Annotated in this window: 12 protein-coding genes and 1 pseudogene; 1 reads left to right on the top strand and 12 read right to left on the bottom strand. The window is 37.2% G+C overall.

What is annotated here, in order from left to right:
• Nucleotides 1–528: 528 nt before the first annotated feature.
• A complete protein-coding gene (locus J7J00_RS27205; protein ID WP_214796241.1) occupies nucleotides 529–1,092 on the top strand; it encodes a DUF3862 domain-containing protein in 564 nt (187 codons plus the stop codon).
• Between the two features lie 776 nt (nucleotides 1,093–1,868).
• Here J7J00_RS27205 and J7J00_RS27200 read toward each other — a convergent pair.
• The 12 genes and pseudogenes from J7J00_RS27200 to J7J00_RS27145 form a co-directional block, all read right to left on the bottom strand.
• A complete protein-coding gene (locus J7J00_RS27200; RefSeq protein WP_286201606.1) occupies nucleotides 1,869–1,997 on the bottom strand; it encodes a hypothetical protein in 129 nt (42 codons plus the stop codon).
• 10 nt (nucleotides 1,998–2,007) lie between these two features.
• The gene (locus tag J7J00_RS27195) at nucleotides 2,008–2,328 is read right to left on the bottom strand and encodes a PAS domain-containing protein (protein ID WP_214796239.1); all 321 of its coding nucleotides are present in this window, start codon (nucleotides 2,326–2,328) and stop codon (nucleotides 2,008–2,010) included.
• Nucleotides 2,329–2,389: 61 nt separating this feature from the next.
• On the bottom strand, nucleotides 2,390–2,869 hold the full coding sequence (locus tag J7J00_RS27190; RefSeq protein WP_214796237.1) for a hypothetical protein: 480 nt from the start codon (nucleotides 2,867–2,869) through the stop codon (nucleotides 2,390–2,392).
• An 805-nt stretch (nucleotides 2,870–3,674) separates the two neighbouring features.
• Complete coding sequence (locus J7J00_RS27185; protein WP_214796235.1) at nucleotides 3,675–4,517, bottom strand: conjugal transfer protein TrbL family protein; 843 nt, start codon at nucleotides 4,515–4,517, stop codon at nucleotides 3,675–3,677.
• A gap of 13 nt (nucleotides 4,518–4,530) precedes the next feature.
• Nucleotides 4,531–5,022 (bottom strand): hypothetical protein, encoded by a 492-nt coding sequence (locus tag J7J00_RS27180; RefSeq protein ID WP_214796233.1) that lies wholly within the window; start codon nucleotides 5,020–5,022, stop codon nucleotides 4,531–4,533.
• Between the two features lies 1 nt (nucleotide 5,023).
• Nucleotides 5,024–6,394, bottom strand: a pseudogene (locus J7J00_RS27175) (VirD4-like conjugal transfer protein, CD1115 family); the annotation flags it as partial.
• Between the two features lie 125 nt (nucleotides 6,395–6,519).
• Nucleotides 6,520–8,346, bottom strand: a complete 1,827-nt coding sequence (gene ltrA / locus J7J00_RS27170; protein ID WP_214796231.1) for a group II intron reverse transcriptase/maturase — start codon at nucleotides 8,344–8,346, stop codon at nucleotides 6,520–6,522.
• Nucleotides 8,347–9,085: 739 nt separating this feature from the next.
• Nucleotides 9,086–9,307, bottom strand: coding sequence for a type IV secretory system conjugative DNA transfer family protein (locus tag J7J00_RS28750; protein WP_214796229.1), 222 nt, complete (start codon nucleotides 9,305–9,307; stop codon nucleotides 9,086–9,088).
• 1 nt (nucleotide 9,308) lies between these two features.
• Entirely contained in the window at nucleotides 9,309–9,773 is a 465-nt protein-coding gene (locus J7J00_RS27160; RefSeq protein WP_214796227.1) for a hypothetical protein, read from the bottom strand.
• 32 nt (nucleotides 9,774–9,805) lie between these two features.
• Nucleotides 9,806–10,402, bottom strand: a complete 597-nt coding sequence (locus tag J7J00_RS27155) for a hypothetical protein (RefSeq protein WP_214796225.1) — start codon at nucleotides 10,400–10,402, stop codon at nucleotides 9,806–9,808.
• A 12-nt stretch (nucleotides 10,403–10,414) separates the two neighbouring features.
• Entirely contained in the window at nucleotides 10,415–11,467 is a 1,053-nt protein-coding gene (locus tag J7J00_RS27150; RefSeq protein WP_214796224.1) for a bifunctional lytic transglycosylase/C40 family peptidase, read from the bottom strand.
• Nucleotides 11,468–12,820 carry a type VII secretion protein EssB/YukC gene (locus J7J00_RS27145; RefSeq protein ID WP_214796223.1) on the bottom strand — a complete coding sequence of 451 codons (1,353 nt, stop codon included), beginning with the start codon at nucleotides 12,818–12,820 and terminating at the stop codon, nucleotides 11,468–11,470. It lies immediately after the preceding gene.
• Between the last annotated feature and the right edge of the window lie 2 nt (nucleotides 12,821–12,822).

The raw sequence follows: 12,822 nt of genomic DNA, 5'->3' as shown, positions 1-12,822 counted from the left end.
AAATATTGACTCAAATCCAAAGTGGTCTTCTTTAGTGCATCCTATTAGCTGGTTTAGTTCATTAAGGAAGACAAAAGATTAGCGTTTTTATAAAAGAATACTCCAATTTAATAGTAGTATAAGGGCATGTTTTGATAATCTTTTTTCTAAACATGCCCTTTCTATTTATTTATCAAAGTTTTTGTTTAGGTACTCTGAATAATCATAGTACTTTTTTAGTTCAATTAGATTAAGATGGATTAGTTAATCATTACTATATGAGAGAAAATTAAATTCTTCAATCCGGTTTAACAAGTTTGGAAAGTTAATTATATATTGGGGTGCAATTGCGTCTTTTTCCAAGAACTCATGAATATGGAGCATTGTGTTTGTGATGAAGTTTACTGAAGTCAAAAGCCGCATTGCCTAAGATGGATATTGTAAGTACCCGTTCTCTACGAAAAGTCATAGACCCATTGAAAAAGATTTGGTATTCTACAAATGTACATATAAATTCATAAGAACTAACGGGGTAGGGGAGAAATTAAGATGAAAAAACTAGCAAAGGCATTAACTGTAGGAGTATTAGCTCTAGGATTACTGGCAGGAGTTGGAGCAAATAAAGGAGAAGCTGCAACAGTAACAAAGCCGATCGGTTCAACTTTCTATAAGAGCGCCTTAGTAGGTACTACCTATAAGGTTCAAGATTATAAAGGTAATTCAATTTATGCAAAAACAACTAAAGCTGTAACGTTAACTCCATATGCAACAAATAAAAACTTTTCATATGCTACAGTAACATTTGTAGATTATGATAAAGTAGGAACAAAGTGGGTCAAGTATACAAAAACAGCCAGAGGATATTTCTTTACTCCCATTAAAAATGGTATAACTTTCAATGAATATACGAATGTAAAAAAAGGAATGACTTATAATCAAATGGTATCCATCACAGGTGAATATATGAAACTAGATTCAACATATACCTCTGGCGGTATTACCCAAAAAGATTATGTCTGGAGCCGTTACAGTGACACTACTGACACAAATGTTTATATGGTTTTTGAAAGCAACAAGTTAACATACAAAAGTTATTCTGTAAGTGAATATTAATAACAAAAAAGTCCCTCTCGTGTGAGAAGGGCTTTTTATTTTTATTATTCCAAGTATCATCAGAAGTGTTCATCAAATGTCCGGTGGTCTTTCCTATGTCGTCCAACATCAATCTAGAAAAAAATAAAACAAAAAACGGTTCTCAAAATAAGGGTAAAACATCTAACATATGATAAGAAAATCGCTCGAGCCGAGATGACATTGACAAGGTTAAATCGTTTTGTTAGGCTGCTATACGTCCCCAAGAAAATAGTAAACTTTACAGAAGCTTTGGCTACGTTATACGTTATTTTTTACAGCCGGGAAATATCCCTCACAAACCAGGCAACATAAGTCTTTCCCTCTGTCATGGCAATTCTCTCTTATCGATTAAATTATTTTTTTAAAAATTCACATCTCCATTAGAGGAAGTTACACCAAAATAGACCCTTTGGGAGCCAAAGGGTCTATCGTTTTTCACTTTTATTGTTTATGTATCATTTTATTCAGCTAAAAGTTATGTTCTCTAAGTCCTCTCCCGGTATCGGCCCCACCTACGCCAGATACTATGACAGCCACACATGCCATCCAACCCATTTTTATTATAACAGAAAGCGCTTACATTTTAAAGGATTACTAGAAAACAAATTTCGAATCCCTTATGATCATTTGACTTCCTATCTTTCAATTTAGTGTTGCATGGATGTTCCTCTTAGTAGTTTCTCAGCTTCAAATACGTGAAACGTTATCCTCTAGGTATTCAAGTGAGATACCCCTTCTTAATGCTGATTGTTCCATTATTCTAATTCATGATACATGGCATCAGACAAGATTCCCTTTTCAATGTTCTTATTTATTTCAAAATAAAACCCAGCCAATAATTCTAACGGTAATTTGTCGTAAAGGGAACTTTTTTCTTTCACCATAAATCACCTCCTAATTAACCATACAAAAAAATAGTGTAGATTGAAAGATTTTTTTTGTAAGTAATTTACAACGTTTAGTAAGCTTTAATGGTCTCAATGAATCTGCGGTAAGTTCAGGTTGCGCCCAGGATCGATATTTTTCCAGTGACTTCCCTATGATAGCCGTTGTAACACCAGTAATACGTGTATATTCAGGATTGATCATTCGTTCATACCCATTATGATCAATTATTAGAACACCGTCATTGATTGACTCTATAATTGCTTTCCACCAGCCTATGCTGTTTTCACTAATTGAAGCTGTGTTTTTATTATTTGATTGCTCTTTCAAGGAATAAACTCCCTTCACCCTTATATACTATTGTTAATACAAAATTACCTCATCATTTAGTTCATTTTTCAGCTTTTTTCACCTGGATCATTTCTTTGATTTTCTCTCTAAATTTCTCATTCGTGAAAATATCCTGTGTGGTTGTTAAGTGTCGCTTGGCATGTCTGGAGAAGTTAGTCGCTGCCAACCACTGACCACAATATGGACATGGAAGCTGTGCGTCTACTTGCCATTGTGTCGTGACGAATCTATTTGTATTTGAATGACTTCTTTTTGCAACCTTTTTGACTACCTCTGTATTCACATCGACTACACCATCATTCATTTTGTATTCGTCCGTGATTGCTAGTTCTCCAGATACCCTTTCATTCCCTGCCATTTCACGTTCTACCAGCAGACAAACCGCTTCACTGATAGATAAATTCAGTTCGTCACAGTAACCTTTGAAATCACCATACAAGCTTTCTGGAATGCGTGCGGTTAATACCTCGGTCTTTTCTCTTCTTCTCCGATTACGTGCGAATTGTTCCAAGTATGTCATGCAATTCCCTCCTAGATCATCTTATTGACTTATTCTGTATTCATCACCATACTTCCTTCAACTCTTCCTGTATACAATTCGAATCATAATCAAATCACTTTGAAACATTTATTTTGGATTACCTTGTATACTTGCATATTAGATTGATATATATTCTATCGAGGTTTTTACTAAAATAATGTATAGGCAAACCTCACTAGAGCAACAAGATAAATTGTCTCCTGGAATCTATGATGATTGTTCTTTTTAACGCTCATACCGAGCAGTTTTTTTGTTCAAATTACTTATGTATTCCAGAACTAGAACGATGCCACGTTGAATGAGAATATGTAATTCAACACCTTTATTCTGAGTGCAAAATAAAAACGACAATTAAGTCGCCTTTTCTCTATCTTTTTAATAAAAATCTTCTAGCTGCTAGTTTTGTTGTACCTCCCATAGCCCCCATGGTTCATCCCCCTGCCCGAACCAGATGAATACCACATGTTTCTTAGAACCGATGGTGATTTCTTTATTATTTATAAATAAAAGATTAGATGGAGTTTCCCCATTACTTAAATCCTCGCCTTTTTTAAGTGTCAATACTAGATTTGAAAACTAGTCTAAACTAATCTAATCTAAAGATTACTGGTTGATGCAACTTTGCTCTGTTTTGAGCACCTACTTTGTTTAGCTCCATATAAGACTTTAACTTAAATTTCTTTTACCCTACTGCCTTCAGAATGGAAAAATATAGATATTCTCCTTAACCTTTGCCACGTCCTAGGAAGTTTCCTTAAATACGTTTTATGAAGTCGCCCTTCCATTAACGTTTTAATAAAAATCTTCTAGCAGCTAGTTTTGTTGTCCCACCCATAGCTCCCATCATGCCTCTGCCCGACCCAGATGAATACCACATGTTTCTAAGGACCGAAGGACTCTTAATCAAGAGAATACAGCATCCCATGAGTAATAGAAAATTAAGAAATGTAAGATTTTCATTGATTAATATACTTAAAGCTATAACGAATAAAAAGATTTTGGAAAGAATCGTAACGATCTGACTTAATAATTCACGCCACCAAACTCCTAAATATTCATTATCATCCGCAATAACAGACACACAAGCAAGCGGACTTAATAAATATAGGAACATAACATCCGCATGAAATATCGCTACTGAAAATAAGAATGCAATAAACGCTATTGCAAAGACAGCTAATAATATAAGAAGAGCTGCCCCTTGGAAATGAAGGGTTTCAAAGTTTCTGGGTTCTAACATAGCAGCTATTTTTTCCTTACTAACCTTACTTCCTTCGCCAATCATCCAGTTTCCCATATTATAAGCAACTTCTTCTAATAAGATTTTCTGAACAAAAGGCATCGCTGGAATCAGTAGGGCGCTTTTTAACGTATTTACAATCACAGGTCCGTAGGCAATGGCATCTCCTGCCGCATTTCTTGACATAACCTCAATGATTTTATATAAGATGATCGTTACAGCTATCGTTGAGGTTAGGGCAAGCAAAAGATTATTGACGGATGAAAGGAACGCTACTTCAGCGTTTTGCTTTAGTAAAAGGTCATTACACATTAAAAGTGCCCATTCAATAAAATCCTCTAGCATTCCCTGAATGGCTTCTACAATCTTTTCTTTAAAATCAAACAAATTGATTCACCTCTTATTCAGGATCCTTTACGGTTACGATTTTCCAAACCTCTTCCTGTTTATCTAAGGTAATCAATTTGTGATCAAATCCACTACGCTCTATATCAAAAGTGAATATCTTCTTTTCTTGGTCAAGTGAAACATCTTTAATTTCTGTATTATGTGTAAATAATATATTAGATTTTGTTTCTCTATTACTAAGATCTTCTGCTTTATTAAGCGTCAAAAGATAAAGTAACCTCTTTTGATCCTCTACTTCTAAATCTTTTGAGAGAGCAGCAATATTTTTTTCTTTTATCTTCTTCCAAGCGGTTACATTTGCTTCATCACTTGTTTTTGCTTCAGCCACCTTCTCTTGATCCCCAAATGAAGTTAACACACTGTTTATCACTTCTGTCGCCTTTTCTTGCTCAACCTTTGGATCAAAGCTTTCACCGCCTCCATTACAAGCAACCAGTAATAGAAGTAAAATGAATGATGGTATAAACAACGTTACTTTTTTCAACTTAAGATCCCCCTTTTTTTGATGGATTGGTACTAGAAGTAGCATTCATTTGAGAAAAGAAGCTCATGGCCAGTTCCTCTTGTCTTTCAGCCTCTTTTTCAGCTTTTACGACCTGTTCCTCATGCATTTCAACGTCCGCTTTTTCTAGTGTTTCTTGCCGTTCCGTTGATCTAAAATACTCATCATATTCCTCTCTTTTCCCTTCAAGCCAATCCAGCACTTCTTGTGATGGTTTATTCTGATAACTTAATTGGCTTACACGTAATGAGCTCGTTACATTTGGAAACAGGACATATTGGTAGGCTTTTTTAACCCTTATTGGGTGTTTTCCAGTGATGATTACGATAGCGTCATCTTTATGCATCGTTAAAATTTCATCGACATTCATCAAGTTGCGTGCTGAATAAGAAAAGCTTGAGGAAGAAGACGAGCTGGATGATTGTCCTTTTGATTTTGAAATTGAACCAGTTTCCATTTTTGCGGTGGTTTTCCCCATTAACTCTGAAAAGTATTTAGCGGTTGTTTCATTGACATTCCCTAAACAGATTTTTGTTCCACAGTTCCCTAAAATGGATTCTGCTTGTTCCCGGCCATACTTCTCTTGCAATTGAGTGATGCTTTGAACGATGGTCAGTACTCCAATGCCGTAACCCCGGCAGGTTGCCAAGAATTTTTCATAGTCGGGAAACTTCCCTAAGTTCGCAAATTCATCTAAAATAAAAATCACTGGTTGAGGCAGCTTTGCTCTGTTTTGAGCTCCTACTTTATATAACTCCTGAAACATTTGGTTAAAAAATAAATTAATTAACCCTTCCCATGTAGAATCCATAACGGGAATAATCACATATAAGGCCATTTTCCTTTTTCCCACATCGCCTAAAAAGAAGTCGGAAAAGCTTGTAAATCGAGAGACCGAACTTGAAGTAAAGTCCCCTATCGTCGTAAGTAAAGAAATAATAATATTCGCTCGCGTTTTTTCTTGGGATTTTTTAAATCCTAACTCATAAGCCCTTCTAGCTGGATGTGATTTGTCCATTCTTAAAAACTGTCCATCTAGCTCACTTGCTCCGTCTTTACTTGCTTCTGGGTCAAATTCCTGTAAGAAATCTAACAAACCCGTCATGTTTCTTTGTTCGGGCGGTAATTCATGAACGGCGTATAAAATAAGTGCTTTTAATAAACTAAATTGGGCATTATACCAAAAATCTTTTCGTTTTGGGTCATTTTTAGAAGCGATTATGGCATTCGCTACCGTGGAAGCCTGTATTTCCTCTCTAACGTAATCGAAGGGATTATATCGATCTGAGTATCCCATTTCTGAAAAATTCACCACATGGACTTCATAGCCTTGTCTACGTTTGACTTCGGAAGTTAGTTCATAGACCTATAGTGATAGGTAAGAGTTTGAAATTATCTCCGTCTTTTCCCCCACTTCACACCGTACGAGCGCGTTTCCGCGCATACGGCGTTCCATCGTTTCCAACTGACTTATTTAAGCTACGTTGTTATTGGTTCATTGCCAGAAGCTTCTCTCAGTGAATTCAGTTTATCCATTTGTTTTCTGTTTAGATTGAAGTACCTTAGGTACTTAGCGATTTTATCAACACTGGTGATGTGAATGAGCCTATGTACGAATACATCAATCGTAACTAGGTTGGAGTATTTATCTGACCCTTCTTTTGTCCTCGGTATAACATGATGACAGTGGACACGGTCAATTCCAATCGGCTCACCCGTTACATAACATCTTCCATATTGCGCGACGTACTTTGAGATACGGTTATCGTTGTACTCAATGCTCCTATTTTTTGAGTAGGTGTTCATCACTTGTGTTAGAACATCTCTAGGAATCGCTTTAAGACCTTTGTGTACTTTACTGCGACCAGCTCTTGTGTAGTTACAGATACTTTGACTAAAATTCCATGGGTTTTTATGATGGACCCCTGTAACTGGTAGGAGTGGCGCTTTTTGTACTGTGTAAATCTTAGTGCTGAGTTTAATGCCTTTAGCTTGCTTTCTAAACTGTACGCTTGTTTCACTGAATTTCACCATTGAAGCGTTCTTTTTCAGTCTGGCTTTCATGGATTTTAAGAGAGCGTAATTCACATCTGTTAAATCCATGTAAATTGTTGTGGCATATCTATAGTAGTTTTGAATTCCAACAAGGGTAATATTGAACCTCTTTACTGCATCAGCAGTAGGTTCATGCTGTATCTCTTTAACTCTGTTCTTTAAGATTCTCTTCGTTTTTGCAATTGACTTGTCACTCATTGATGTTTTCGAAATATAGCCATATCTAGCTTTATTTTGTTTAACAATTTTGAGCTTAAAGCCTAAGAAATCAGAAGAGGTTTTCTTCAGGTTAACTACGCTAGATTTTTGTTCATTGACTTCTAGCCCCAGTCGAGATTTAAGAAAGTCAACCGTCGCATGATAGAAACGTTTGGCTTCTTGGTATGTACGACACATGATTTTAAAATCATCAGCGTAGCGTACGATGTAACCAGCTTTAAGCTTTGTATATTTCCTAGCATACTGTCTGAATCCAATAGACGTAGCCCGATGGGGCTTATATGTTTCACATTGGCTACTTATCCACCAATCTAGTTCATTCAGAACTATATTTGACAAAAGTGGTGAGATAATTCCGCCTTGTGGTGTACCTTTATTAGGAACTCCTTCGCCTTGTATTTCAGATTTTAGTAACTTGGAAATAATGCTTATAAGTGATTTATCTCTTATCCCTAAAGTCCATATCTGTTTTAGCAATTTTCCATGACTGACATTATCGAAAAATCCTTTAATATCAATGTCCACACAGTAATGTTGTCTACCTACGTTTACAAGGCTCACCATCCTGCTAAATGCATGATGTGTACTCCTATTTGGTCGAAAACCATAGCTATGAGGATGGAACTTTGCTTCACAAATTGGTTCGAGTACTTGAAGAATGGACTGCTGAACTATTCGGTCCCAAATCGTTGGGATACCTAGCGGTCTTTTCTTATCAGACCCTTCCTTTGGGATAAATACTCTTCTCACTGGTTGTGGCGAATAATTCTTTAGCCTTTTTCTTACTTCATAAATAATATGGTCATCATTTAAATGCCATATATCCTTGATGGTAAGACCATCAGTACCAGCCGTTTTACTACCCTTGTTGGTTTTAATGTTACGATATGCCAATCGTATATTTCTTTCTGAACCAATAATTTCAGTTAGCTTATAGAAGTTGTTACCGTTTTGACTGCTTGAATAAAGTCCGTCATACACTTTTTGCATGTCGTAATATTCATTGTGTCGCAACTTGGTTTTCTTCAACATGGGCTGTAACCTCCTGTCTTATCTGGAGAATTACATCTCTTAGTCTTACTCGAAACCATGTATGAACCATTCTAGTAACTGTCAGTCTTCAATCGACTAGTGGCCATCCCTCCACGTTCGTTACACGTTTCATAGGTACTATGCCACCACTTTCACTGCTATAAATCTAGGTTATACAAGTAGGTACTATCCCTATTGCTTTCCCTAAAAACCGTTTCATTGGATAGCAAGTCCTCAACGTTAGCAGCTTACCACGTTCCGTTATTCCTATCTGTACATACACCATTAGGTTTCCCCTATGAGCCTGCTACCTTTAATATCGCCTGTAACGATATATGGACTTTCATAAAGGAGAGTCTTACTAATCCACAGTAGCGACACTTATTTGTGTCCGTAAGCCTTTCGACTTACTCCCGATATAGACCCGTACCATCAGGGATTCGTCCGCACAAACCACAGATCGCATCTGGTTCATTATGTGCATCCTAACCATAGGTGTTTTTTAGACTTCCGGCTTATGGGATACATCGACCACCTCTGGACGACTTTCGAACTCATAAAGAGTTTACGGTATCTCTCAGCCGACTTCACCGAGCTTCATACGATTATAGTTCTTGCCAACTGCCTCGCATGTCGGAGTATTAAAGGAAGCCCTTCAGGGCGTTACCCCATCATTTGACTTCTTGGAATAACAGTTCATCGCTGAACTATAAAGTTCGACAATGCCTAAGCTTTTCACTTAGGAACGTGTCGCGCCGCCTTTGGGATCTGTTACCACTAAGGAACATTCTTTTTCATGTAACACATTGGGCACAACATACCCTTGTGTTTTGGATGAACCAGGGCCCCCGACTACAAAGTGGTTTCGGTTTGGAAGATTTGAATTCGTTGGCTGCACAATCACTGAATGGTTTAAAACGCCTGCTATGATCCCATTATTTTTCTTATAATCGGAAGCCACGTCATTTCTCCCCTTTCGAATCTAGCATACTCGCATCAAGATCCTGCATGAGCTGTTTGGCTAGAACCTCAACCGTCTCACCATGCGTAAATATTTCGTGCTTTTGAGCAAATCTACTTGAACCATGAACACCGTATTTATCTGCTAATTCATATTTACCCTTGCCGCCCTTCGTAAAAAAGACCATAAAGACGGCTAATACGATTACAGCTGCACTACCAATGAAGAAAAGTGGATTCTTCTTTTCAATCATGGTGGTGGATGTTCCAATAGGGTTCATGAGGTTTTCAATGACAAAGGCCATTAACGGGGCACCGGAAATGTTGGCTTGATGTGCCGCAAGAAACGGAAGGATCCCCGCTATGTTGATCACAATCAGTTCGAATATGGCTAATAAAAATGCCATTAACAACAGGCGTATTCCCATCACTTTCAAAAGGATCCACTCCTTTTTGATTACTTTCAATCTATACAAACTCGGCAAAACACTCGATACACTCAGTTCTCTTCAAAAGGTTCGAAGGACCCCATTAACTCTAATTTATCAACAAGCCTTTTCTCTCCATCCAAAGCGATCGTGACCTCATACAGTTGATTTTTCCTTGGGAATGCACTCCCACCTACCGAGTATTGTGTTTCCATCTTTACAAGCGCTTTAGCTTGGTCTTCTTCAATAGCACTTAGATAAACATGTAAAGACTTCACTTCATTTTTGAATTCAATTTCCATACTGCCCATTTCTCCTGATGCTTTCAATTTTGAAATAACGGACTCTGCTAACCAATCTTTGACCTGATCAAAACGTGAAGCATAATTTTTGTTATCGTAATTAAATAGTCCTCTAAAAGTTTCGTCTACAAAGCTTTTAATCTCTTCACTATGTTCAATTTCATAATAGGTTGCATTCCGTTGAAAGGTATTCAGTTCCTTGTCTTTTGCATTCACTTTACTTTTCAACTGAACCATCTGTTTTTTGGTTTCGATATTTTGATCTTCTGCTTTGGTCATCATGGCCTTTTGACCAACATACATAAATCCTAAAATCATATTCGCTAGGAGGGATAGTCCTAACAACGTAGCGAAAAATTTATTCATGGTGTTTTCCTCCTAATGGGACACTCTACCAAAACCAACTATATGAGATTTCCAGTAAGGCGAATGTATGTCATGGATTCCAATACCCGAACCGTTAGAATCAAACATTTTGCCATCTCCTATGTAAATCCCGACATGTGTGATATATTTGTTGGTCTCATAAGTTCCAGTAAAATAGATAAAATCACCTGGTCTTGCTTCAGAAGGCGGGATTTTCGACGACACATCATATTGTTCTTGAGCAGTTCGTGGTAGCTTTATCCCCACCTTAGCAAATATCCATTGTGTAAATCCCGAACAATCAAATCCTCTATGGGGATCTGAACCTCCCCATACATATGGCCAGCCTACATATTTATTCGCTTCTGTGATAATCGCATTAAATGCTTGTTCCCCCAATGGGGAAACATCTTCACTCCCGACAGCAATTCCCGTCGGCATTAGATTTCCCATCACTTTCTCCACGTACGTATAGTCTCCATAGCAGTAAGGTGCCCTCCAATCCGAACAACTCCATCCTTGTTTTTCAGTTTGGGCCAATGAGAATTGTTGGGCTAAGTCAACTGAATGTTTTTTTCCGTTTGAAGAAATAAAACTCAGGTAACCAGAACCAAAATTGTATGACTGAACAATAGCTGGGAAATCCACCCCGTTCTTTTGTCCATCCTCTAACACCGACTTAAAATGTTGAACCCCTAAATTCACGGACATTACCGGGTTTTGAATGGCGTTTGGCGGTAACCCGACAGATTCAGAACTTTGCATAATATCCAAGGTTTGTGAGTTTCCTATTTCTTGATACATGAGGGCCAAAAGAAAATCTGTGTATTCCGGTATTCCGTACTTCGTCGTATATTCTTGAAGCAGGCCCTTCCATTGTTCAATATGAGGTGGAACATTAGCCGTTCCAAATGGCGAGTTTATATACCCCTTTCGCTCCTCTTGAGTTTGAGTTCCGAGTAATAAGCCCGCCATTAATATTAAGGAGAATACGACGCCTATCGTAATTTCCTTCCAGTACCTGACGACAAAAACGGTTCCCTTCACAGCAACTGTTGCGGACACTTAATTAAAACCCAATTTCTTATCAAGTTTATCAAGTTCTGTTTTATATGTTGTGAGCTCCTTATTCTTTGGATCAAGCTGTTCCTTAATATCTTTTGATTTCCCGTCTTTCTTTTTCTTTAGATTCTTTATTTGTTGTTCTAATTGAGCTACTTGGTTTTGCAATTCGTTTTTCCTAATCGTCACCGTTAATTCTTTGTTTTTTAACCGCTTATTGAGATCGTTGGCATCTGTTAGATCCCCATGTTCAGCAAAGGCTTTTCCGATTCGAAGTTGTTGCTCCTCATCTTTTGTAAAAGCCTGCATCGAAAGCAAAACACTGTAATCATAGCTTACAATTTTCTTTTCGATGTCCAGATAGTCACTTTCTGCTTCCAATCTTAGTATTTCTTCCTCTTTATTCGCTTTATATAAGGCTTCCACACTAGGTTTTATCAAGTTATCGTCTGCCTCTATTGCCTGTTGATATTCACCTTTTTCAAAGTATAGATTCGCAAACTCTTTTTTTGAACCACCCGTTTTTTTCAACAAGGAAAGGGCATCATCATATTTGTCTTCACTTAATAGTTTATAAAATGTTGATTTTTGTTCAGCTTTTTCAAGTTCTGTTGCATAAACCGTTTCCGCTTCCTTGACTGCCATTTGTTGAAGAAAAAGAGCCAAAGTAAAGACTGCAGCAGAGATTCCGATAGAAATACCTGTCAGGATCCTCTTTTGCTTTTTGATTTTTTGTTTTTCCGCTTCTAATCCGAAAAAATGCAGCATTTCCTCCTCCTGAAGTTTACTCGCAATCAGCTCTTTCAAATCCTCAACGGAGCCAGCATTTTCAATCCGGAAGAAGAATTCATCTTTTTCCTTTTTAAGCAGATTTTCTTTTTCCCGTTTATACTTTTCATAGGAAAAACGGGAAAACATAGATAGGGTTAGAATTTTGTATTGTTCTAGTTTTTCAATATGGCTTTCAAAGGGCAACCATTGATTGCTTCTGTATAGAAACTTTAGTTTTTTCATATCTTTAAAGAAAATATTTCTTGGATGGATCAGCACTTTCCCATTAAAATTGTGTAAAGGATCCAATTCTAGCAACTGATTTAATAAAGCAAGCCGTAATACGGTTGAATATGATTTTGCTATTTGTAGAGGTTGGTACCCTTCCTCTATTACATAACCAAGAATCAAGCGATCATTTTCTTTTTTTATATCTTTCAGTGTAAAGAAATACGGATGTTCTTCCTGAAGTTCTGTAAGGTCTTCTACCCGTTCAGCCAACACCTTATTTGTCGCAATTTCTAAACGATAGTGCCTATTTTTAAGGATGAATAACGTTCCGAGTTCAAATAATTGGATTTTCACTG

The organism is Bacillus sp. ISL-4 (assembly GCF_018613275.1).
GTDB lineage: Bacteria > Bacillota > Bacilli > Bacillales > DSM-1321 > Peribacillus > Peribacillus simplex_E.
This window is presented reverse-complemented; position numbering and strand designations above follow the sequence as displayed.